Annotated in this window: 17 protein-coding genes and 1 pseudogene; 9 read left to right on the top strand and 9 right to left on the bottom strand. The window is 72.0% G+C overall.

Annotation, left to right across the window (positions count from 1 at the left end; genetic code table 11):
* The first annotated feature begins 46 nt into the window (after positions 1-46).
* Positions 47-1,006: an AraC-like ligand-binding domain-containing protein gene (locus F0L68_RS01050; RefSeq protein ID WP_149847457.1), complete on the top strand. Its 960-nt coding sequence runs from the start codon at positions 47-49 to the stop codon at positions 1,004-1,006.
* A 214-nt stretch (positions 1,007-1,220) separates the two neighbouring features.
* Here F0L68_RS01050 and F0L68_RS01055 read toward each other — a convergent pair whose 3' ends face one another.
* From F0L68_RS01055 to F0L68_RS01070, 4 genes are all read right to left on the bottom strand, one after another.
* Positions 1,221-1,652 carry a lasso peptide biosynthesis B2 protein gene (locus tag F0L68_RS01055; protein WP_149847458.1) on the bottom strand — a complete coding sequence of 144 codons (432 nt, stop codon included), beginning with the start codon at positions 1,650-1,652 and terminating at the stop codon, positions 1,221-1,223.
* On the bottom strand, positions 1,649-1,906 hold the full coding sequence (locus F0L68_RS01060; protein ID WP_149847459.1) for a lasso peptide biosynthesis PqqD family chaperone: 258 nt from the start codon (positions 1,904-1,906) through the stop codon (positions 1,649-1,651). The genes F0L68_RS01055 and F0L68_RS01060 overlap by 4 nt, the downstream gene beginning before the upstream one ends.
* On the bottom strand, positions 1,887-3,752 hold the full coding sequence (locus F0L68_RS01065) for an asparagine synthase-related protein (RefSeq protein WP_149847460.1): 1,866 nt from the start codon (positions 3,750-3,752) through the stop codon (positions 1,887-1,889). The genes F0L68_RS01060 and F0L68_RS01065 overlap by 20 nt, the downstream gene beginning before the upstream one ends.
* Positions 3,753-3,815: 63 nt before the next feature.
* The gene (locus F0L68_RS01070) at positions 3,816-3,953 is read right to left on the bottom strand and encodes a lasso RiPP family leader peptide-containing protein (protein ID WP_188316319.1); all 138 of its coding nucleotides are present in this window, start codon (positions 3,951-3,953) and stop codon (positions 3,816-3,818) included.
* A 280-nt stretch (positions 3,954-4,233) separates the two neighbouring features.
* Between F0L68_RS01070 and F0L68_RS01075 the strand changes: the two genes are divergently transcribed.
* Positions 4,234-5,694 carry an aldehyde dehydrogenase family protein gene (locus F0L68_RS01075; RefSeq protein ID WP_149847462.1) on the top strand — a complete coding sequence of 487 codons (1,461 nt, stop codon included), beginning with the start codon at positions 4,234-4,236 and terminating at the stop codon, positions 5,692-5,694.
* On the top strand, positions 5,691-7,127 hold the full coding sequence (locus tag F0L68_RS01080; RefSeq protein ID WP_149847463.1) for an aldehyde dehydrogenase family protein: 1,437 nt from the start codon (positions 5,691-5,693) through the stop codon (positions 7,125-7,127). The genes F0L68_RS01075 and F0L68_RS01080 overlap by 4 nt, the downstream gene beginning before the upstream one ends.
* Positions 7,128-7,170: 43 nt before the next feature.
* On the opposite strand, the gene F0L68_RS01085 is transcribed toward F0L68_RS01080, so the two are convergent.
* On the bottom strand, positions 7,171-7,950 hold the full coding sequence (locus F0L68_RS01085) for a MoaF C-terminal domain-containing protein (RefSeq protein WP_149847464.1): 780 nt from the start codon (positions 7,948-7,950) through the stop codon (positions 7,171-7,173).
* Between the two features lie 14 nt (positions 7,951-7,964).
* A complete protein-coding gene (locus F0L68_RS01090) occupies positions 7,965-9,920 on the bottom strand; it encodes a primary-amine oxidase (RefSeq protein ID WP_149847465.1) in 1,956 nt (651 codons plus the stop codon).
* Positions 9,921-10,081: 161 nt separating this feature from the next.
* Here F0L68_RS01090 and F0L68_RS01095 point away from each other — a divergent pair, with 161 nt between their 5' ends.
* Entirely contained in the window at positions 10,082-11,197 is a 1,116-nt protein-coding gene (locus F0L68_RS01095; protein WP_149847466.1) for a class II histone deacetylase, read from the top strand.
* A 109-nt stretch (positions 11,198-11,306) separates the two neighbouring features.
* Positions 11,307-11,789, top strand: a complete 483-nt coding sequence (locus tag F0L68_RS01100; RefSeq protein WP_149847467.1) for a P-loop nucleotide/nucleoside kinase family protein — start codon at positions 11,307-11,309, stop codon at positions 11,787-11,789.
* Between the two features lie 11 nt (positions 11,790-11,800).
* Here the strand turns inward: F0L68_RS01100 and F0L68_RS01105 are convergent, their stop codons facing one another.
* Positions 11,801-13,696, bottom strand: a complete 1,896-nt coding sequence (locus F0L68_RS01105) for a S41 family peptidase (RefSeq protein ID WP_149847468.1) — start codon at positions 13,694-13,696, stop codon at positions 11,801-11,803.
* Positions 13,697-13,784: 88 nt separating this feature from the next.
* Between F0L68_RS01105 and F0L68_RS01110 the strand changes: the two genes are divergently transcribed.
* Genes F0L68_RS01110 through F0L68_RS01120 form a run of 3 tightly spaced genes read left to right on the top strand, consistent with a single transcriptional unit; the run spans position 13,785 to position 17,594 of the window.
* Complete coding sequence (locus F0L68_RS01110) at positions 13,785-14,438, top strand: response regulator transcription factor (protein ID WP_149847469.1); 654 nt, start codon at positions 13,785-13,787, stop codon at positions 14,436-14,438.
* On the top strand, positions 14,435-15,592 hold the full coding sequence (locus F0L68_RS01115; protein WP_223198385.1) for a sensor histidine kinase: 1,158 nt from the start codon (positions 14,435-14,437) through the stop codon (positions 15,590-15,592). Before F0L68_RS01110 ends, F0L68_RS01115 begins: the two co-directional genes overlap by 4 nt.
* A 34-nt stretch (positions 15,593-15,626) precedes the next feature.
* Positions 15,627-17,594 carry a S9 family peptidase gene (locus F0L68_RS01120; protein ID WP_223198386.1) on the top strand — a complete coding sequence of 656 codons (1,968 nt, stop codon included), beginning with the start codon at positions 15,627-15,629 and terminating at the stop codon, positions 17,592-17,594.
* Between the two features lie 66 nt (positions 17,595-17,660).
* Here the strand turns inward: F0L68_RS01120 and F0L68_RS01125 are convergent, their stop codons facing one another.
* Positions 17,661-18,851, bottom strand: coding sequence for a serine hydrolase domain-containing protein (locus tag F0L68_RS01125; protein WP_149847470.1), 1,191 nt, complete (start codon positions 18,849-18,851; stop codon positions 17,661-17,663).
* A gap of 60 nt (positions 18,852-18,911) precedes the next feature.
* A pseudogene (locus tag F0L68_RS01130) lies at positions 18,912-20,054 on the bottom strand (transcription termination factor Rho, short form); the annotation flags it as partial.
* 406 nt (positions 20,055-20,460) lie between these two features.
* Here F0L68_RS01130 and F0L68_RS01135 point away from each other — a divergent pair.
* Positions 20,461-21,999, top strand: coding sequence for a phytoene desaturase family protein (locus F0L68_RS01135; protein WP_223198387.1), 1,539 nt, complete (start codon positions 20,461-20,463; stop codon positions 21,997-21,999).
* The last annotated feature ends 23 nt before the right edge of the window (positions 22,000-22,022 follow it).

Here is a 22,022-nt window from a genome sequence, read left to right on the forward strand (position 1 = left end):
CAGGGTGCCTGTCACACACTGTGACTCGCTCGGCAAGGAGGCCACGTTGACGTACCTGGTCAGCACGGCGGGCACCCCGGCGGCGCAGCAGTTCGAGTTCTGGGAGTCTGCGGTCTCCAGGACGTTCGTGCCGCTCGAGGTGAGCGCGGGTGAGCGTTCGGTGTTCCGGGGCAGGCTGCGCGGCGAGAACCTGGGCAGCGTCGGGGTGTACGAGGCCACCGCCGACGCGCACGTGGTGCGCCGCACCAACCGGACGATCTCCCGCGTCAACCCCGACTACTACAAGCTCGGCCTGCAACTGCACGGCACGGCCAAGCTCAGCCAGGACGGCCGGCGGGCCGCGCTGCTACCAGGCGACTTCGCCATCTACGACACCACCAGGCCCTACACGCTGGCCTTCGACGACGTGTCCTCGACGCTGGTGCTGATGTTCCCGAGGGACATGCTGTGCCTGCCGACCGGGCACGTCGAGCGGCTCACCGCGACGCGCTTCACCGGCGGCTCCGGAGTCAGCGGCATCGTCAGCACGATCCTGGTGCAGCTGGCAAGGAACCTCAACGATCCGCACGTATACGGCAGCGTCCGGCTGGCCCGCAACGTGGTTGACCTGCTCGGCACCGCGCTCGCGGATCGGGTGGACTATCCCGACGTGCCAACGGAAACCGCGCGAAGCGCGATGCTGTTGAAGATCAAGTCATTCATCGAGTCGCGGCTCAACGACCCCGGCCTCAGCCCCAACGAGATCGCGGCGGCGCACCACATCTCGACCCGCTACCTGCACAAGCTGTTCAGCGACGCGGGCACCACGGTGTCGGGTTGGACCCGGCACCGCAGGCTGGAGCGCTGCGGCCAGGACCTCGCCGACCCCAGCAAGCAGCAGCTCGCCATCGGCACCATCGGGGCCCGCTGGGGCCTGGTGGACGCCTCCTACCTGAGCCGGGCGTTCAAGACCGAGTACGGCGTGAGCCCGAGCGAGTACCGGCACCGCAGCGCGCTGCACCGCTAGGGCGCATCCCGTGGATCATGTGACGGGATCGCGGAGCCAGAGTCGGATCGAGGCGACATCGATGGTGCGACTGGGGCTACCGGCGGACTCCCGGCGGCAAGTGGACACGGCAGGATCACGACGACACCCTCGGCCCCGCCATCCCTCAAACGGACGAGACGCGGGGAACGGACCCGCGTGTGGTGACGGTGGCTGCGGGGGTGCGCCCACGCGATCATGGAGCGGAGCGCGGCAGGGGCTCGACGGTGAGCATCGGGTGATAGGTGCCGGTGTCCTCGGGTTCGCCGACGGGACGCCCCTCGGCCTCGACCCACGCATGCGCGGCGAACGGGCTGACCCGCACTCCGGTACGCCAGGTGGGCCACGTGCCGCCAAGCCGGCACAGCAGGGCGGTTGCCAGCGAACGCTGGAGGCAGTAGCGGCCGGCGCACAGGGTACTCACGGCGGTCACCTGGTGGCGGGTCGCCAACGCCGTCGCATAAGGGGCCGGCGCCGCGCCGCGACGCACCGCGCGCAGCACGGCCTGAATCTGCCTTGGCGACAGGTGGGCGAGCAGCCGGGCTGCCGACACGGCGGCGTGGGCCGCGACCCGGCGAGACAGCGAAGGCCGGGCACCGTCGGTGTCGAGGGTCTGGCGGTGGCTCATCGCGCGGTCACCAGTCCGGCCCGGGTGAGCTGGTCGAGCAGGGTGGTGACGTCGGCCGCCGCCCGTTCCCTGGTCACCGGGCGCGCCTGCGTGAGTCGGTCGATGATCTGCTCGGGGTCGTGGCCGTCCAGGAATGCGCGCACCACCAAGGCTCCGGTCGCGTTGAGCTGCCAGTAGCGGCCGGCCCGCCCGTCGAGCAGGACCATGCCGTCCTCGGTGGCGGAGCAGGTGACATCAGCGCGCAGCCGTGGCATGGCTGGACTCCTCGGGATCAGTTGGCTCCAGACCGGCGGGAACGGGGTGGGCGGCGACGTCACGCAGCCACGCCTCGGCGCCGATGGTGTACTCCAGTTCGGCTTCGTTGCGGGCGAGCAGCCCAGGGCTGAGGAATGCGCTGCGAAGCCGGTTCGAGTCAACGACTCCGGCGCCGGCGAGGTGGGAGTCTTCGGCCCAGGCGGCGAGGTCGCGGCGGTGTTGTTTGACACCGCGATGCCATTCCTCGCCACAGTGGTCCTTGGTGACGCGCCGCAGCACCCGTTCGGGCACGACGCCGTCCATGGCGGCAGCCAGCAGGGGCTTGTACGTCCACGGGTCGAGGGCCTCGTGTGGCCGCACGGCGAGACAGGCGGTGATCACGGCGTCGTCGCAGAACGGACTGTCCGTGGGCAGCCCCAGCAGGGTGGTGGAGTGCTCGATCCGGGTGGCGACCCAACCGGCCTCCTGTGCCTGCCCGATCCACCGGTGCTGGGCATGGTCCCCGGACAGCGGACGACCGTCTCGAGCGGCGGCGCGGAGCAGGTCGGCCACGAGCACGCCGGCCTGTTCGCTGGCCCACGACGGAAGGCGTGTGACCGCACCCCAAGCGTGCGGCACCGACCTCGGATCCGTTGGCGCGTAGAGCTGTCGGGACAGCCCGTCGAGCCAGCGGCCGTAGGAGCGGCCGTCGAGCAGTGCACGTGCTGTGGCCGTCAGCGGCCACCGTTCCCTGGCCCGCCAGCCGGCCGCGTGCCGCAGCGCCGTGACGGGTTGGCGACGCAGCAGGCCGTGGACGACGCCGTTGGGCGGCTGGACGGCGTGGTCGCCGCCGTGACCGCCCACCCGGCGTACCGCGCCCCTGGCGCGCAGGGCCGCCGCGATGGAGGCCTGCTGCGCCTGGTCCCGCAGCGCCAGGGACGGCTCGTCGGCTGGTTCCTGGCGTTCGTTCAGCCCGGTGAAGCAGGCTGGCAGGTCGGTGGACGGGAAGACCAGCGACTGCGCGTCGGGCAGGAGCTCCGCCGCGTGGCGGGCGTAGTCGCGGTCCTGGTTGCCGGGGGCCGTCCAGTGCAGGGTCGCGGTGATCAGCCTGGCCCCGGCCTCGGCGGCCAGGAAACACACGGACGTGGAGTCCATGCCACCGGAGAGGTCGGCGGCGAGCACCTCGCCGGGCCGCACCCGCAGGGCGACCGCGTCCCGCAGCGCGGTGCGCAGGGCGAGGGCTCCCTTGTCCAGCGGCGTCGTGTTGTCCGGTGGACGCCACCACGTCAGGGTGCGGTGGCGTCCGTCGCGTTCCAGCAGGAGCGCCTGTCCGGGAGGCACGGCGTGAACGCCCCGCCACATCGCGCCGCCGGCCACCGGGTGCGGCGCCGGCGGGACGCAGAGGCGTGCGGCGAGTTGGCCGGTGTCCACCTCGGCGCCGATCAGCCAGGCCAGGATGCGGGCCCGGTCCGCGCACACGGTCACGCCGTCGACGGCCGCGCGGTACAGCCGCCGCGTCCCGAACGCGGTGCCGCGCGCGTATCCCCGGTCGCCCAGGGAGGCGAACACGTGGAAACTGCCGTGGGCGCCGCGCACCGCCTCCTCGACAGCGGTGGGTGTCGGTGTGCCGCGCAGCCGCGCGGCCAAGTCCGGTGCGCTGAGCGAGGATGGCCCCGCCACCGCCAACCGGACGTCCCCGACGCGCGCGAGTGCCACCTGGTCGGGCGACCAACGGCCGAGCAGCCACGGCCGACCGGAAGGATGCGGCACCCGCTGCGGAGCGTGCCGCCGCAACCGGGCCAGCAACTCGGGCGGCAGGTCCTGGTCGGGCAGCACCACGAACCATGACGTCGACACCTCGGGCATGGCAGGCACCTTTCCCGGTGGCGGGCGGGTCGGAAGGAGGTCCGCCCCGCCCACCGCGCGTCGTTACTGGGACATCAGGGCGTGGCCGCCCTCGGGGACCACGTGCGGACCGCCCTGGGTGTGGTCGGCGAATCCGCCGACCTCGACCAGCAGCGGGGTCTCGTAGATGTCGGACGGTTCGATGCTCAGCGGCTCACTCACTGTGGGCGCCTCCACTTCGCGGGCGGGCCTTCCGCCCTCCGTGACCGAAGCTAGCCACGGGCGATGAAACTCCGATGAACTCCGATGACACGCTCGTCAGCGGAGTCGGCATGGCTGGCTCTACCGCAGTTCCTTGGGGCGCACAGGATGTCGCCGCGGTACCGCCGCTGCGCCGGCGCGGGATGCGCGCTGTGTCAACGACCATGCGCTGACAGGCAAACCTCCGCCGACACCCCCGACCCACACTGGCAGCGAAGCACCAGTGAGCGGAGGGAAAGCCATGCGCACGGAGGGTCTCTACATCGACGGCCAGTGGGTGCGGCCGGCCGGCGCGGCCGAGTTCGCCACCCTCGACCCGGCCACCGGTCAGCCCATCGCGCGGTGCATCGAGGCCGGCCAGGCCGAGATCGACGACGCGGTCGCCGCCGCGAGGGCCGCGCTGCACGCGCCGGACTGGGCCAGGATCTCGGCGGCACAGCGGGGAAACCTGTTGTGGCGCCTCGCCGATCTCATCGAGGCCAACGGGGAAGAGCTGGCCCAGCTGGAGACGCGCGACCAGGGGCAGCCGCTCGCGGTGGCCCGCGCGGTGAGCGTGACCGGCGCGGTCGACCACTTCCGCTACTTCGCCGGCTGGTGCAGCAAGATCGACGGTGCGGTGAATCCGGTGTCCTACCCCGACACGCTCCAGTACAACCGGCGCGAGCCCGTCGGCGTCTGCGCGCTGATCGCGCCGTGGAACTTCCCGCTCATGATCATGTCCTGGAAGTTGGCCCCCGCGTTGGCCTGTGGCAACACCGTGGTGCTCAAGCCGGCCGAGCAGACGCCGCTGACGACCGTGCTGCTGACCCAGCTGTGCACCGAGGCCGGCATTCCGGCCGGCGTGGTCAACCTGGTGACCGGCGGCCCCGAGGTCGGCAGGGCCCTGGTGCGGCACCCCGGCGTGGACAAGGTCTCCTTCACCGGGTCCACCGAGGTCGGCCGGTCCATCGTCGCGGCCGCCGCGCCCGACCTCAAGCGGGTCACGCTGGAGCTGGGCGGCAAGACGCCGACGGTCATCGCCAGGGACGCCGACATCGACGCGGCCGTCGCGGGGAGCGTGCGGGGCGGGCTACTCAACAGCGGCCAGGTCTGCGCCGCCTACGCTCGGTTCTACGTGGACAGGGCGCGCGCGGACGAGTTCACCGAGAAGCTCGGCAAGGCCGCGGGCGCGTTGCGGCTCGGCCCGGGACTCGACCAGGAGACGCAGCTCGGGCCGCTGGTGACCGAGGAGCACCTGGCGCGGGTGGACGGTTTCGTGCGCGGCGGCATCGAGGCGGGCGCGCACCTCGTCACCGGCGGCGCGCGGGCCGGGGGCGAGCTGTCGGCAGGGAACTTCTACCGGCCAACGGTGTTCGGCAACGTCGACGACGGCATGGCGATCGCCCGCGAGGAGATCTTCGGTCCGGTGCTCGCCGTGCTCGGCTACGACGACGAGGACGAGCTGGTGCACCGGGTCAACGACTCGCCCTACGGGCTGGCCGCCTCCGTGTGGAGCAACGACGTCCGCACCGCGCACCGGCTGGCCGAGCGGATCCGCGCGGGCGCGGTGTTCGTGAACATGCCGTGCGTGCCGGACGCGGCGGGCCCGTGGGGCGGCTTCGGATCGAGTGGCTGGGGCAGGGAGATGGGCAGCCAGGCCATCGACAGCTTCACCGAACTCAAGGGCGTCTGGCTGCACTACGGCACCGAAGCGACGCAGTGAGCACGCCCTACTGGGTGGCGGGCCGCGCGCGGCGCGGCGACGAGGTCGTCGCGGTGCGCAGCCCGCACGACGGCGCACCGGCCGGGGCGACCAGCCAGGCAACGGCCGAGGACATCGAACTGGCCGTGCGCCTCGCCGACCAGACCCAGCACGAGGTGGCCGCGCTGCCGGCGCACGTGCGGTCCGCCGCGCTGGACCACGTGTCGCGCCGGCTGGCCGAGCGAGCCGACGAGGCCGCCGACCTGATCACCGCCGAGTCCGGCAAGCCGATCGCCTGGGCACGAGCCGAGGTGACCAGGGCCGTCGGCACGTTCCGGTGGGGCGCCGAGGAGGCGCGGCGGTTCTCCGGCGAGCTGCAACGCCTGGACACCGAGCCAGGCTCGACCGGGCGGCTGGCGCTGGTCCGGTACGTGCCGAGGGGGTCGGTGCTGGGCATCACGCCGTTCAACTTCCCGGTGAACCTGGTGGCGCACAAGCTCGCGCCGGCCATCGCGGTCGGCTGCCCGATCATCATCAAGCCGGCCCCCGCGACGCCGCTGTCCGCCCTGCTGCTCGGCGAGCTGTTGGCCGAGACGGAGCTGCCGGACGGCAGTTGGGCGGTGCTGCCGATGGCCAACGAGACCGCGGCCCCGCTGGTCGGCGATCCGCGCCTGCCGGTGGTGTCGTTCACGGGGTCGGACGCGGTCGGCTGGCGGATCAGGGACCAGAACCCGCGCAAGCACGTGGTGCTCGAACTCGGCGGCAACGCGGCAGCCGTCGTCTGTCCGGATTGGACGGACGCGACGGACCTGGACTGGGCCGCGCGGCGCATCGCCGAGTTCGGCATGTACCAGGCCGGGCAGTCCTGCGTGTCCGTGCAGCGGGTCTACGCGCACCGGGCGGTGTACGACGCGCTGGTCGACGGGGTGCTGCGGCACGTCGCGGCGCTGGGCACCGGCGATCCGCGCGACCCCGGCACGCACGTCGGCCCGTTGATCAACGCGGCCGCCGCCGACCGGGTGCAGTCCTGGGTGCGCGACGCCGTCGACGCGGGCGCGCGGCTGCTGACCGGCGGCGGCCGGACCGGGAACACCCTGTCCCCCACCGTGTTGGCCGACGTGCCGGCCGGGTGCGCCGTGCTCACCGAGGAGGTCTTCGGCCCGGTGCTGGCGCTGGTCCAGGTCGACTCGGTCGACGAGGCGTTCAAGCGTGCCAACGAATCCCGCTACGGCTTGCAGGCCGGCGTGTTCACCCACGACCTCCGGCTGGTGTCGCGCGCGGCGGCGGAGCTGCGGGTCGGCGGGGTGATCGTCGGGGACGTGCCGAGCTATCGGGCGGAGCAGATGCCCTACGGCGGGGTGAAGGCGTCCGGGGTCGGGCGGGAGGGCGTGCTCGCGGCGATGCGCGACCTGACCGAGCCGAAGGTCGTGGTGCTCAACGGCTTTCAGCCCTGACGGTGGCCGGGGCCGAAAGCCGTTGCGTGCCGCCGTCGAGACGTCAGTGTCCGCCAACGGCGGGATAGATGGTGTTGCTGAGCAGCCGGCCATGCGCGCCAAAGGTGAAGTGCACCGGGCGAACGCCGTCCTCGTGCAGCCCGAACAGCGTGCCGTGCGAGCGAAACAGCCGATGGTCGGCCACGGTGACCGCCGCGCACGGAATCACCTTCTCCCGCCAGGCGAACAGGTAGATACCAGGGCGGATCCGGTAGTAGGCGCAGGCGTCCGTGTCGGCCAGGCCGCGCTCCGGCCCGGACAGGCAGTGGAAGCTGTACCAGTGCTCGCTGAGGTACACGTGCTCGTAGTGGTGTTCCCTGCTGTAGGACCAGAGCACCCGCCGGCCGAGCAGGTCCCCGCTCGGCGCCGGCGGCTCGCCGGTCGGCTCCACTCCCTCGACGGTGCCGGTGTGGAAGCTCTGCGTGACGACGGTGGGCCGCTGGTCCGGCTCGCCGATCGCGCTGCGCACCAGCAGCGTCCTGCCGGCGGATAGGTCGAGCACCAGTGACACCGCGCCGGCGGGATCGTCACCTCGGTGGAACGACACGTAGTACAGGTCCGTGTCGACCTCGAACACCTCGCAGGCGTCCTCGGCGACCCGCTCCCCCGACCACCAGCGCACGGTGTCGGCGCCGAACTCGTGCCAGACGCGTTCGCCGCCGGCCAGCAGCACGGTCACCTCGCGGCCGGCCAGCTTCCTGCTGTGCGGCGCGCGGTTCTCGTCGAAACCCGGCGCGAGCCCGTCCAGCGGCAACCACGTGCTGGTGTCCTCGGTGTTTCCCATGACGCTCCTCTTGGTCAGTGTGCGCAGTGACAGTCGCCCGGCGGGCAGTGCCGGCAGGACGCGGTCCCGTCCGGCAGGTCCAGCGCGGGGTTGCGGTCGCAGAAACCCACCGGCCGCAACAGGAATCCGCTGTAGTCCACCGGCATCACCGGCCAGTCCTCCGGCCTTGGCAGGTGGGTCGGCCCGAACACGTGCCACAGCACCACATCCGTGTCGACCAGGTCGCGGTCGGCGGCCGTCCACGCGGGCAGGCCGGCCCCGCCCGCGTGCTGGTTCGGGTAGTCGCCGGCCGGGAACCGCTCCCACTCGTCGTACCTGGTCACCCAGAGATGCCTGGTGGCGAAGCGGGCCCGCGCCGTGACCGTCGCCTCCGGCTGCGCCAGCAGCGTCGGGCCGGGGCGCGGCACCAGCTGGTAGGCGCGCCGCCGGCCGAGCCGATTGCGGCTGTCCGTGCTGCGCACCAACCAGGTCCTTGCGGCCGAGGGGTCGGCCAACCGCGCGGCCTCCGACTCCCTGCGCAGCACGGTGGTCTTCGAGGTGAAGGCGTTGCCGTGCGGATTGTCCGCGCCGATCGGCAGGCCGACCAGGTCGACCTCCTCGACCGTGTTCCGCACGCCGCCGACCTCCATGTCCAGCCTGGCGCAGAACAGGTGCTGGTGCACCGGGGCCAGCAGTCCCGGCGCGATCTCGGCGGCGTGCGGCGAGTCCGTGCCGGGCTCCGCCGCGCCGCAGAACACCACGCCGGTCGCCTTGGCCTCCAGCTCGATGGTGCCGTCGAGGTAGAAGTACCAGAAGAAGCCGTAGTCGTAGTTGCCGATGGTGGTGAAGAACGACACCACCAGCCGCCGGGATCGGCGCACCTCGCTCGCCCCGGTGAGGATGTTGGTGTGCTTCCACAGGACGCCGTGGTCCTCCTCGTGCAGGCACACCACCTGCGGAATGGTCAGCGGGTCGCCGTTGTCGTCGGCGACCACGCCGTCGAAGTAGTGGATGACGCCGAGGCAGTCGCAGCCCAGCCGCAGCGAGTTCGCGTTCTTGCCGAGCAGGTACTCGCCGGCGTCGAAGTAGCTGATCCAGTGCCGCCACGGCGTCGGATCGCCGTAGGGCACGACCATCTCGGGCGCCGAGGCGCGGTAGACGACCGGCCGTTCCTCGCCGGCCTCGGTGAAGGAGATCTGGTGCAGCGTAAGGCCTTCGCGGGCGTTGAAGCCGACCCGGAACCGCCAGTTCTCCCAAGCGACCTCGGTGCCGTCGACCCGGAAGCTGACCCCGTCAGGCTGGGTGATCTCGATCGGCCGCAGCGTGCCGCGCGCCGGGCCGACCGCGGCGGCGTCGACGTTGCCGTGCTCGGCGGGGATGGGCACGTCGCCGCTGTCCTCCAGCCGCAGCACCGCGCCGCTGATCAGGTCGACGTCCGCGATCAGCCCCTCGACGGGATGCGCCCACGGGCTGTCCTCCTCGTGGTGGCGCAGGAAGGTCAGCGCGCGCAGCACCCGGCGGTCGCGTTCGGCCGGGTCGTCGAAGAACCCCGGTGACAGCGGCGCGACGAACGCCAGCGACCAGTCCTCGACGCCGCGCCTGCGCATCGCCGCCTGCCAACGCGGATCTGCGCGGACCAGGTCGGCGCACCGGTCGTACTCCGCGAGCAGCACGGCCGGTTGCCCGTAGGGGTGCGTCGCGGTGTCCAGGTCGTGCCAGGACGCCACCGCACCGGCCACCAGGTCGACGACGGCCTCGGCGGCGGCGCCGGTCGCGGTGTCCAGCAGCACCGCCTGCGCGCGGCGGGAGAACGGCGCGCCTGCCCGGTGCGCGCGGACCTCGTCCTTGGGCGGCTCAAGCAGGAGCACGCAGGGGAATCTGATGCTGTCGCCGACCCTGCCCGCCTCGGCGAGCACCGCCCGGACGCGCGCGATCTCCGCGCCGGTGAGCGGGTCGAGTGGGTGCCGGACCGCCTGCTGCGTCGCCGTCATTGGCGCAGTATCGGCGGACTCGGCCGGCCGGTCTTGCCTCCCGGTGTACAGCGGTTGACCGGGAGCGAACCCGTGCGTCCACGAGCAAGACCCGGTCGCCCACGGACAAGCCCGGATCTGGTCCCGTCCCGAATACTTCGCCGGGGCAGGAAGGAGGGCCGATGGCCACCGGGTACGTCTATCACGAGCTGTACGCCTGGCACGACACCGGCAGTTTCGTCGGGATGCTGCCGGCCGATCCGCGCCTGGGTCTCCAGCCGTTCCAACACTTCGAGAACGCGGAGACCAAGCGGCGGATCCACGAGCTGATCGTCGCGACGGGACTGATCGACCGGCTGGTGCGGATCGGCCCGCGCAAGGCCACCGACGAGGAAATCCTGTTGGCGCACACCGAGGATCACCTCCGGCGGATGGTCGAGCAGAGCGAGCAGGACCGGGGCGGCGACGCCGGCGACGGTGGCAGTCCGTTCGGCAAGGGCGGCGTGGAGATCGCGCGGTTGGCCGCGGGCGGCGTGATCGAGGCCGTGCAGGCGGTGCTGGACGGCACCGTGGACAACGCCTACGCGCTGGTCCGGCCGCCCGGCCACCACGCGCTGCGCGAGCACGGCATGGGGTTTTGCATGTTCGCGAACCTGGTGATCGCGGCGAAGGCGGCGCGCCGCAGCCACGGCGTCGAGCGGATCGCCGTGGTGGACTGGGACGTGCACCACGGCAACGGCACGCAGGCCGCGTTCGCCGACGACCCGGCCACGCTGACCATCTCGGTGCACCAGGACCGGGTGTTCCCGCCGGACTCGGGCCACCTGCACGAGCGCGGCACCGGCGCTGGCGCGGGCTACGCGCTGAACATCCCGCTGCCGCCCGGCACCGGCAACGGCGGCTACCTCGAGGCGATGCGCCGGGTGATCGTGCCGGCGCTGCACCGGTTCCGGCCGGACCTGATCCTTGTCGCCTCCGGTTACGACGCGAACGCGGCGGACCCGCTGGCCAGGCAGATGGTGACGAGCGCGGGCTACCGCGAGCTGACCGGGCTGTTGTTGGAGGCGGCGGCCGAACTGTGCGGCGGGCGGGTCGCGATGTCGCACGAGGGCGGCTACAACCCCGTGTACGTACCGTTCTGCGGGCTCGCGGTGATCGAGGCGATGGCCGGCGTCGAGCCGTTCCCCGACCCGTTCGAGCCGAACTTCGGCGGGATGGGACAGCAGGAGCTACAGCCGCACCAGGCGGCCCTGCTGGACCGCGCGGTCGGCCTGCTCGCGGACATCCATCCCGCGTGAACCTGCAAGTCTTGAGAATATCCGGTAACGATCGCTTCGGGATCGTGCAAGCATGTTCGACCGGGCGGGTTCCTTGCGGCTGTGCCGGTTGATCAGCTGGAGGCGGTGAGTGATCGGACGACGTCTGCCGAGGCTGATCTTGCTGTGCGGCCTTCCAGGCTCGGGCAAGACGACGCTGGCGAAGCGGCTGGCGAGCGAGGTCCCTGCCCTTCGCTTGTGTCCCGATGAGTGGATGGCCGAACTCGGGGTCGACCTGTTCGACGAACAGTTTCGAGACCGCCTTGAGCGTGTGTTTCGCAAGCACGCGCTGGACTTGCTGAGGATCGGCCAGAGCGTGATCTTGGAGTTCGGCTTTTGGTCGCGTGCGGAGCGCGACGAGATGCGGGTTGCGGGCCGGGCGCTTGGCGTCTCGGTGGAACTCCACTACTTGGCGGTACCGTTTGACGAGCTTGTCCGCCGGGTTGACGCTCGCCACAGCGAGGGAATGGTCGGCACCGTACCGATCACCCGCGAGTTGATGACGGAGTATCAGCGGTTGTTCCAAGCTCCTGGTCAGGACGAAGTGGACCTGTTTGACTACTCGCAGCCGTAGGCGAGCTGCGACTATCCGGTAGCGATCGTCTGCGGCGTGTGCGACATGCACGCGGTGTCGGTGTGGCGGGCTTCGGATCTCGACACGGCCAACTGACCAACGACGGCGCCCACCATGCCTGCCGTGAACCTGGATACCGGCGATGCTGTCGAGCTGGCCGAGTTGCTGCGGTGGGGACATTTGGCGAAGAAGTCGTAGCTGCGGTAGCCCTCGCCCAGGTCGTAGTACTTCCACGGCTGCTCACCGCTGGCCGCCGCGCCACGGAGGATACTGTCGCGGTCGATGAGGACCTGGATGGTGCGCACGTTGCGGGAGCCCTCGACTGATCGCCTGGACGATCTCCACGACGTACTCGCCGGCCAACTGCACCCCGAACGGCACGACCCAGGGTTCGGTCGAGGCGATGACCGGCTCGGTGCGCTCGTAGCCGGCCAGGGCAGGCTCCGCCGGCGCACCGACGGGGCCTGCCGCGCACCCGACGACGCGTCTAGCGCAGCAGGGCCAACGCCTTGGTGAGACCGGGATCGCGCCCGGCGGACAGGTCCTCTGCGGTCATCGGGGCCTGGTAGTCGACGGCGACGCCGATGGTGTTGACCATTTCCCGGTTCGCGCCGAGTTCGTGGAGCTTCGGCAACAGCAGGTGCTGCCGTCGTCGAGGACGAACCCAGCGCCTGGCCCGCCACGACGCCGGCGGTGCGGGTGCCGACCAGGCGGCCGAGGCGCAGATCCTTGACCGAGCTGGCAAAGGAGTCACAGGCCGACGCGCACATGCCGTCGGTGAGCGCCACCAGCGGAAGGTTCAGCAGGGGCACGGAGTCGTCCGTGCGCACGGCCGTGCAGTGGTCGTGCACGTCGCACTGGTAGCTGGTGGTCCTGCCGTGCGCGAAGGCGCCGAGCAGCTTGGCGACCTCCTCCCCTCGGCCGCCGCCGTTGCCGCGCAGGTCGAGAACGAGCCCGTGCAGCGTCGCGCCCTTGCGCAGGTTCGCCACGGCGGCGAACACCTGGTCGGCCACCCCTGGGAAGAAGCCGGGCACCGTGACGACGGCGACCCCGCCGGGCAGCAGCGTGGACTCGACCTTGGGCGGGGCCTGCTGGAAGGGCGCGGGCGTGATCGTGGCGGCGACGGTGCCGCCGGTGGATGGGCGGCGCAGCGTGAGCCGCACCGGCTGGCCCTGCTTCGCCTCGCCGAGCCACGCCAGCACGCCCTCGGACAGTTTCCCGTTGACGAACAACGGCAGGTCGTTGATCGCGACGATCTCGTCGCCGAGCCGGATCCCGGCGTTCGCGGCAGGGCCGCCGGGAGCGACGTCGGTGACGTAGAGCGGGCCGACCGTCGACGAGTCAAGGCGCGGCGCGCCCGCGGCGTTGGAGAAGCGCAGGCCCAGCAGCGGAACGTGCGGGTTGGGGCCGGGACGCTGCCAGCCGGCGTGGTTGTCGCCGAGGCTGTCCACCATACCCCGGATCGCCGCCTCGGCGACCGCCTGCCGCACCTCGGCCCCGGCGGGCAGCTCCGCCGCGATCCGCTGGTAGGCGGCGGCGAACGCGGCCCAGTCGGCGTCCCGGTGGCCGGTCAGCGCGGGCAGCGTCGCGTCGGGTTGGTCGACACCGCGGCCGCGCAGCTCCTTGGTGATCGCGGCGAATGCTGGCGCCAGCAGGGCGCGGTCGTCCAGCACCGGCCCGCTGTAGTCGTTGGCGAGGACGCAGTAGTAGGCCGCCTCGATGGTGCCGATGGTGGTCGCGGTCAACGGTGGCGGCGGCCCCGGCTGGTCGGGGGCTTGTGTGCACGTCGACCGGTGGTCGGCGGTCGCGGCATCGGGATCGGCGCTGGCGAACAGGTCGGCGGAGGCGAGGCCGACGACACCGACCACGATGGCCGCGACGGCGGCGGCGAGAAGTTTTGGTTTCACGCCGCGAACGATCGCGGTCGCCGGCTTGCCCTGGCGTGAACGCAAACGTTAACGCCACCGTTGCGCCGGCTCTGTTATTCCAGTCGACATGCGGATTCTGGTGGCCGAGGACGAACGGACGCTCGCCGACCTGGTGGCCGAGGGGCTGCGGCGGCACGCGATGGCGGTGGACGTGGCCTACGACGGCGACGCGGCCGCGCAGCGGCTCGCCGTGCACGACTACGACGTGCTCGTGCTCGACCGGGACCTGCCGCTGGTGCACGGCGACACGATCTGCCGGGACCTGGCCGAGGCCGGCGCCCGCACCCGCATCCTGATGCTGACCGCCGCGGCATCGGTGCGCGACCGCGTCGCGGGGCTCGGGCTCGGCGCCGACGACTACCTGACCAAGCCGTTCGACTACGGCGAGCTGGTGGCGCGGGTGCAGGCTCTTGGTCGGCGCAGCCGGGCGCCCGTGCCGCCGGTCCTCCGGCGAGCCGGGATCGTGCTCGACGTGCCGCGCCGCCAGGCCAGCCGCGACGGCCGTCACCTGTCGTTGTCGGTCAAGGAGTACGCCGTGCTGGAGGTGCTGCTGCGGGCGGACGGCGCGGTGGTCAGCGCTGAGGCACTGCTGGAACAGGCGTGGGACGAGCACGCCGACCCGTTCACCACCGTGGTCCGCTTCATCGTCAGCAGGCTGCGGGCCAAGCTCGGGGAACTGGCGTGCATCCGCACCATTCCGGGCGCCGGATACCAGCTGTGAGGCGGCGCGGCACGGTGCGGCTGCGGCTGACCGCCGTCCACACCGGCCTCTTCGTCGCCACCTCCGCAATCCTGGTCCTCACCGTGAACCTGTTGCTACAGACGATGTTGCACCAGAGGGTCGCCGGCATGAAGATCGCCGAGGCGGCGCCGCCGACGTTCGCGGGGCCGCCGAGCGGTTCGCCGATGACCGGGGCGGTCATGGGAGACGTGGCCGATCTGCCCGACGCGGTGCTGCGGTACCAGTGGACCGTCTCTGGTGTCACGATCGCCGCGCTCACGCTCGTGTCGATCGCGGCGGGCTGGTGGCTGTCCGGCCGGCTGCTGCGCCCGCTGCACCGCATCACCGCCACCGCGCGGCGGCTGTCGGTGTCCACGCTGCACGAGCGCATCGCGCTGGCCGGTCCGCGCGACGAGCTCACAGAACTGGCCGACACCTTCGACACCATGCTCGGCCGCCTACAGTCCGCTGTGGACAGTCAGCGTCGGTTCGTCGCCAACGCCTCGCACGAGCTGCGCACGCCGCTCGCCATCCAGCGCGCCGCGATCCAGATCGGGTTGGACGACCCGACCCCGCAGCGGCTCGACGAGATCCGCCGGGAACTCCTGCTAGCCAACCACCGCGCCGAGCGGCTGATCGAGGGCCTGCTGGTGCTGGCCCAGAGCGAGCACGGCCTGGAAACCAGCGAACCCGTTGCGCTCGACGCCGTCGTCCGGCAGGCCGTCGGCGAGACTCCCGGGGAGGGCATCGCCGTCACGCTGGCGACCGAACCCGTCCAGGTCGCCGGCGATCCCGTGCTGCTGCACCGGTTGGTCGCCAACCTGGTGCACAACGCGGTCCGCCACAACCGATCCGGCGGGACCGTCGAGGTGCGCCTCGCTTCGACGGGCGACCTCACCGTCCGCAACACCGGCCCCGAGGTCCCTGCCGACCGGGTCGACGAGCTGTTCGAGCCGTTCCGCCGCCTGCGTGCCGCCAGGACCGGGCCGTCGGACGGCGCCGGTCTCGGCCTGTCGATCGTCGCCGCGATCGCCCGCGCCCACGACGCCGCCGTCACCGCCCGCCCCAATCCCGGCGGCGGTCTCGAGCTGACCGTGCGGTTCCGCGCCCGGCAGGCGACCTCGGGCGCGGAGAGCCGCCCTGTCATGATCTGAAGCCAAACGGGTTGGCGGAGCGGAGGAACTGAGTGTGGCTGACGACGCGCGGGAACTGACCGGGGAGCTGGTGGTCGACGGCGACGTGCCGGCCACGCCGACGCTGTCGCCCGACGGGCGTTGGGTCGCCTTCGTCGTCGCCTCGGTCGGGCGGGCCGGCGACCATCCGGTCAGCGCGCTGTGGATCGCCGCCGTGGCAGGGGATCCGTCGCCGGTGGCGTTGACGTCGGGAGTCACGGCGGACTCGACGCCCCGCTGGGCGGCCGATTCGGCAACGGTCTTCTTCCTGTCGGATCGAGTGGAACGCGGAGTCCCGCAGCTGCACCGGATTCCGCGCACGGGCGGCGACGCCGAGGCCCTGACCGCGTGGCGGGCCGGGATCGACGACCATCTCCCGCTGGCCGACCCGAACCTGGTCGCGCTGGTCGCACGGGACGAGCCGACCGAGGAGGACGTCCGCAGGGCCGAGCGGCGCGACGATGCCGTGGTGCGGGGCGAGCGGGTGCCGGTGGCGCGGTTGCGGCTGCTGGACCTGCGGACCGGGCGGATCCGAACTCCGTGCGCTCACGGCGATCGACACGTGGCCGAAGTGGCGCAACGGCCCGACGGCGGGCCGCTGGCGGTGCTCACGCTGGCGACGCCCGATCCGGACCCCGGCCTGCTCGAACCCCGGCTGCACCTGGTCGACCCGGACGGCGACAGCGTGCGGGACCTCGGCCCCGCAGGGGTTTTGGCGTCCGATCTCGCGTGGTGGCGCGACGAGACGGGCTGGCGCCTCGCGTACCTGGCGGTCACCCCGCCCGGCCTGGTCGGTGGGACCGCGGTGTTCGACCTGGCCGTGTCGGCGAGCGGGCCATCGGCCGAGCACCGCAACCTGACCGCCGGGATGACCGTGTGTCCAACGGAACTCGTCCAGCTCGACTCCGGCGGGCCGCTCGCGCTGGTCGCCGACGGCCTGGACTCCGCGATTCACCGGCTCGACCCGGCCCGGCTGCGCTTCGCGGAGGTCGGCCGCATCAGGGGTTTCGCCGGGTCGCTCACCGTGAGCCGGCGCGGCGACGTCGTCGCGGCTGTGCTCAGCACGGCGCACGAACCCAGGGACGTGCACGCCGGGCCGCCGCACGGGCCGCTGCGGCGGCTCAGCGACACCAGCCCGGCGCTGCGTGAAGTCCGGTGGGGAGGCCAGGAACGCCTGTCCTACCAGGCATCCGACGGCCTTGCGCTGGATGGACTGTTGATCCTGCCGCCGGGACGGTCGCGGCGGGACGGGCCGTTCCCGCTCGTCACGCTGGTGCACGGCGGCCCGTACGACCGGTACGCCGACCAGCTCCAGCTCGGCTGGTATCCCTCGGGGCAGTGGTTGGCGGCGGCGGGCTACGCGGTGTTCCTGCCCAACGCGCGCGGCGGCCAGGGGCACGGCCACGAGTTCGCCGCGCGGGTCGCCGGCGCGGTCGGCGACGCCGAGTGGACCGACGTGCTGACCGGCATCGACGCGTTGGTCGCCGACGGCGTCGCGGACGCCGACCGGCTCGGCATCGGCGGCTGGAGCCACGGCGGCTTCGCGGCCGCGTGGGCGGTCGGCCAGACCGACCGGTTCAGGGCGGCCGTCATGGGCGCGGGCATCAGCGACTGGGGCATGCTCGCCGGGACCGGCGAGCATGGGCGGTTCGAGGCGGGCCTCGGCGGCAGCATCGGTTGGGAGGGAACGGGACCGCACCCGCATGACCGGCGCAGCCCGATCTCGTTCACCGCCAGGATCCGCACACCCGTGTTGATCCTGCACGGCGAGCAGGACACGAACGTCCCGTTAGGACAGGCGGAGTTCTTCCACCGCGCGCTTCGCCGGTTCGGGGTCGAGCACGAGTTCGTCGTCTATCCGAGGGAGGGCCACGCGATCCGGGAGCGCGGCCACCAGCTCGACCTGCTCCGCCGCACCCGCGCGTGGTTTGACCGATGGCTCGCGCCGCGCGTAGCGGAACCCGCGCTGACCACCGACGCATGACAACGCCGGCGCCGGGCCGGGCCCGCGCGGGCCCGGTCCGGCGTCACCCCCGGTGGTGGTTCGGCGTCAGCCTCGGTCGCAGAGCGCGGTGTTCATGACCTCGCGCCTGTCGATGACCGCGCCGTTGCCGCCGTTGCCACTGCCGCTGCCGCCGCTCAGGCCGGCCGTGCTGGTGACGTTGAGCGTGATGAACGTGGACCTGCCGCTGGCCGTGGCCGCCACGAGGGACGTGTAGCCGGGCCACAATCCGTAGTGCCCCCAGGCCGTTTCACCGCAGGGCAGCTGGAACTTGACGATGCCGAGCCCGAGGTAGTCCCCGGAGGCCGCGTCGACGATCGAGCCGACCGTGAGCATCTCGGCCAGCTGCGCCTGCGGCACGACCTGGCCGGCCAGCAGGGCCTGGAGGAACTTGGTCTGGTCCGCTCCGGTGGACACCAGGCCGCCGCCGGACCCGCCGACGCTCGGCTCGGCGATCTCGCTGATGTCGGCCCAGAAGTACGCGCCGAGGAACCACTGCGCGACGTAGCCGCGCTCGCTACCCGCCGGCATGGACCGGTCGCCCGGCGTCGGCAGGTAGGTGTTGGTCAGGCCGAGCGGCGTGGTGATCCTGGACGACACCTCCTGCGCGTAGGTGTTCCCGGTGATCTTCTCGATGATCATGCCGGCGATGATGAAGTTGGTGTCGGAGTACTGGCAGCCCTTGCCAGGCGCGAACAGCGGCGGCTGGGCGAGACCCCAGGACGCAACCTCGGCCAGCGAGTGCGGACCGAGCTGGTTGAGCGGGTTGAACCCGCCCTGCGCCGTCATGTAGTCGGCGATCCCGCTGGTGTGGTTGAGCAACTGGCGCACGCTGATCTTGCTGCCGTCGTACCCGTTGCCGTCGACCACGCCGGGCAGGTAGGTCTCGACAGAGGTATCCAGCTGGACCTTCCCCTCGGCGACCAGCTGAAGGACGATCGCCGCGGTGAACGTCTTGGTCAGGCTGCCGATGTGCGCCTTGGTGTCGGCGTCGATCGGCGAGACGCTGCCGACGTCCCGGCTGCCGCTGGCCACGGTCCACATCGTCGCGCCGTTCCGGACGGTGACGCCGACGCCGGGCGCCTGGTTGCTGGCCCGGTACCTGTCGGCGATGTCCTGGGTCGCCGCGTGCGTCGCGGGGTCCGCGGCCGCCAGGGGCGCCAGCGCCACGGTCGCCGCGACGACCGCGACACTCGCCGTCGCCAGCAGCCACCTGGCCGGTCTGGACTTCGTACGCATCGTGTCTCCTTGTCTGCGGACGGTCACTGACGGCGACGATAGTGGGGAGCCATGAAATTCCTATGACACGGCGGATCCCGGGGTCGTCTTGACCAGCTGGGTGAGGAAGTCGGTGTTGGTCGGCGTCCTGCGGAGGCCGTCAAGGAGCATGTCGACGGCCTGCGGGCTGTCCCTGCCGTCCAGGGCCCTGCGCAGCGTGCGGGTCGCCAAGCGTTCCCCCGCCGACAGCAGCAGCTCGTCCTTGCGGGTGCCGGACTGGCTCACGTCGACCGCGGGATAGACTCGCTTGGCCGCGATCTTCCGGTCCAGCTTCAGCTCGGCGTTGCTGGTTCCCTTGTACTCCTCGAAGATCAGCGTGTCGCCGGCCGAGCCGGTCTCCACGAGCGCGGTCGCGAAGATGGTCAGCGAGCCGCCGTTCTCGATGTTGCGGGCCGCGCCGAGGAACCGCTTCGGCGGGGTGAGAGCGGACGCGTCCACGCCGCCGGACAGGATCCGCCCGGACGCCGGGGCGGCCAGGTTGTAGGCGCGGCCGAGCCTGGTCAGCGAGTCCAGCAGCACGACGACGTCCTCGCCGAGCTCGACAAGGCGCTTGGCGCGCTCGATGGCCAGCTCGGCGAGCGCGGTGTGCTCGTGCGGCGGACGGTCGAAGGTGGCGGCGATGACCTCGCCGGGCGCGGCGCGGGCCAGCTCGGTGACCTCCTCGGGACGTTCGCCGACCAGGACGAACATCAGGTGGCACTCGGGGTGGTTCCTGCTGATGCCGTGCGCGATCGCTTGCAGCACAGAGGTCTTGCCCGCCTTGGGCGGGGCGACGATCAGCGCCCGCTGCCCCTTGCCGACCGGCATGACCAGGTCGGTCACCCTGGCGGTCATGGCGTGCGACTCGGTCTCCAGCCGCAGGCGTTCGTTGGGGTACAGGGGAACCAGCTCCGCGAACGCCGGCCGTGCCGAGGCGTGCGCGGGGTCTCGTCCGTTGACGGTGTCGACCTGGACGAGGGCAGCCTGTTGCCGACCCTTGCCGGCCGGGCCCGCCTTGCCGGTGACGGCGTCGCCCCGGCGCAGCGAATGTCGGCGGACCAGCGCCGAAGAGACGGAGACGTCGCCGGGGCCGGGCAGGTAGCCGTCGGCGCGGAGCACGGCGCGGTTGTCCACGATGTCGAGGATTCCGGTCACTGAGGCGAGCGAACCGTCCACTCGGGACTCGTTGACGTGGTCGGTTTCGGTGCGTTGACTGGGAATGATGGTGGTGGTGATCATGAGAGTTCTTCTTTCAGGTTCGGTGGATGCGCGGCGACCGGGCCATGGACAGGCCGATGCTTGCCGCAGACGGAATCCCGGTTCGCGCTGGAAATGGTTGCGGCACGGGGGCCGCGGTCAGCGATGCGACGAGAGATCCGAAGGTTCCCGTGGGAGGCGTTTTCACTGCCTGCATCCACATTGGGGAGACGTTGGGGACGTTACGCGCTGGACGGCCGCGGCGCAAGGGTGTGCCCGGTCACCCGGTCACCCGGTCACCCGGTCACCCGGCCGGACGGCGGGACGGCGAGACGGCGGGCACCGCCGATCGGCGGTGGACCCCGGGCCGCGCCGGGCGGCATACTGGCCGGCGATGATCGGCCTGCGGGATGTGGTGGTGGTCGGCGGCGGCCACAACGGACTGGTGGCGGCCGCGTATCTGGCGCGGGCCGGGCTGTCCGTGCTTGTGCTCGAACGCCTTGACCACGTCGGCGGCGCGGCGGTGTCCGCCCGCTGCTTCCCCGGCGTCGACGTGCGGCTGTCGCGCTACTCGTACCTGGTGAGCCTGCTGCCGAGGAAGATCGTGACGGAGCTGGGGCTCTCGATTCCCCTGCGCCGCCGCCGGATCTCCTCCTACACACCCGTCGGCGATTCGGGCCTGTTCGTGGACACGGCGGACGACGAGCGCACCTCCGCGTCCTTCCGGCGCGTCACTGGCGGCCCGCGCGAACTGGCCGCCTGGCGGGACTTCTACGACCTGGCGGGCCGCGTCGCGCGTCGGGTGTTCCCCACGCTCACCGAACCCCTGCCGGACCGGGAGTCCCTGCGCCGCGCGATCGACGACGAGCGGGCCTGGCAGGTCATGTTCGGCAGGCCGCTCGGCGACACGCTCGGCGAGCTGTTCACGCACGACACGGTGCGCGGGGTCGTGCTGACCGACGCGCTGATCGGCACCTTCGCCTCGGCCGACGATCCGGGCCTGCGGCAGAACCGATGCCTGCTGTACCACCTGATCGGCAACGGGACCGGGGACTGGGACGTGCCGATCGGCGGCATGGGCGCGGTCACCGACGCGCTCGCCGACGCGGCCCGCTCCGCGGGCGCTGAGCTGGTGACCGGTGCCGAGGTCGTCTCGGTCGACCCGGCCGGCGAGGTGCGCTATCGGTTGCGGGACAAGGAGATCAGCGTCGGTGCGAGGCACGTGCTCGGCAACGTCGCCCCGCACGTGCTCGCCGGCCTACTCGGCGAGACGCCGCCGCAGCCCGCGCCAGAGGGCGCCCAGCTGAAGGTGAACATGGTGCTGCGCAGGCTACCGAGGCTGCGCGACCACCGCGTGACGCCGGAGGAGGCGTTCAGCGGCACGTTCCACGTCAACGAGGGCTACGACCAGCTGGCCACCGCCTTCGCCGAGGCCGACGCCGGCCGCATCCCGAGCCTGCCGCCGTGCGAGGTCTACTGCCACTCGCTGACCGATCCCTCGATCCTCGGCGACGCCGAACGGGCGGCCGGCGTGCAGACGCTCACGCTGTTCGGCCTGCACATGCCGGCCAGGCTGTTCGAGCACGACCGCGAGCAGGCGCGCGACCGCGCGCTGCTGGCGACGCTGCGGTCGCTGAACACCGTGCTCGCCGAGCCGATCGAGGACTGCCTGCTGCGGGTCGACGGCGAGCCGTGCCTCGAGGCGCGCAGCCCGCTCGACCTCGCCGACCAGCTCCGCATGCCGGGCGGCCACATCTTCCACCGCGACCTGTCCTGGCCCTACGCCGAGGATCCGGCGCAGGCCGGGCGGTGGGGCGTGGAGACGGCGCACGAGCGGATCCTGCTCTGCGGAGCAGGCGCCGTGCGCGGTGGCGGCGTCAGCGGCATTCCCGGGCACAACGCGGCAATGGCCGTGCTGGCGCGCGAGGCCTAGCTTTCTCCCTCGACGCCTCTACC

Origin of the sequence: Solihabitans fulvus, assembly GCF_008386585.1 — a bacterium.
Taxonomy (GTDB): domain Bacteria; phylum Actinomycetota; class Actinomycetes; order Mycobacteriales; family Pseudonocardiaceae; genus Solihabitans; species Solihabitans fulvus.

What these genes read in the sequence shown, in the direction of transcription:
- F0L68_RS01135 (WP_223198387.1), top strand. Translation starts at nt 20,461, where the DNA reads ATGATCGGCCTGCGGGATGTGGTGGTGGTCGGCGGCGGCCACAACGGA.
- F0L68_RS01075 (WP_149847462.1), top strand. Translation starts at nt 4,234, where the DNA reads ATGCGCACGGAGGGTCTCTACATCGACGGCCAGTGGGTGCGGCCGGCC.
- F0L68_RS01090 (WP_149847465.1), bottom strand. Translation starts at nt 9,920, where the DNA reads ATGACGGCGACGCAGCAGGCGGTCCGGCACCCACTCGACCCGCTCACC.
- F0L68_RS01065 (WP_149847460.1), bottom strand. Translation starts at nt 3,752, where the DNA reads ATGCCCGAGGTGTCGACGTCATGGTTCGTGGTGCTGCCCGACCAGGAC.
- F0L68_RS01125 (WP_149847470.1), bottom strand. Translation starts at nt 18,851, where the DNA reads ATGCGTACGAAGTCCAGACCGGCCAGGTGGCTGCTGGCGACGGCGAGT.
- F0L68_RS01060 (WP_149847459.1), bottom strand. Translation starts at nt 1,906, where the DNA reads ATGCCACGGCTGCGCGCTGATGTCACCTGCTCCGCCACCGAGGACGGC.
- F0L68_RS01055 (WP_149847458.1), bottom strand. Translation starts at nt 1,652, where the DNA reads ATGAGCCACCGCCAGACCCTCGACACCGACGGTGCCCGGCCTTCGCTG.
- F0L68_RS01095 (WP_149847466.1), top strand. Translation starts at nt 10,082, where the DNA reads ATGGCCACCGGGTACGTCTATCACGAGCTGTACGCCTGGCACGACACC.
- F0L68_RS01085 (WP_149847464.1), bottom strand. Translation starts at nt 7,950, where the DNA reads ATGGGAAACACCGAGGACACCAGCACGTGGTTGCCGCTGGACGGGCTC.
- F0L68_RS01110 (WP_149847469.1), top strand. Translation starts at nt 13,785, where the DNA reads ATGCGGATTCTGGTGGCCGAGGACGAACGGACGCTCGCCGACCTGGTG.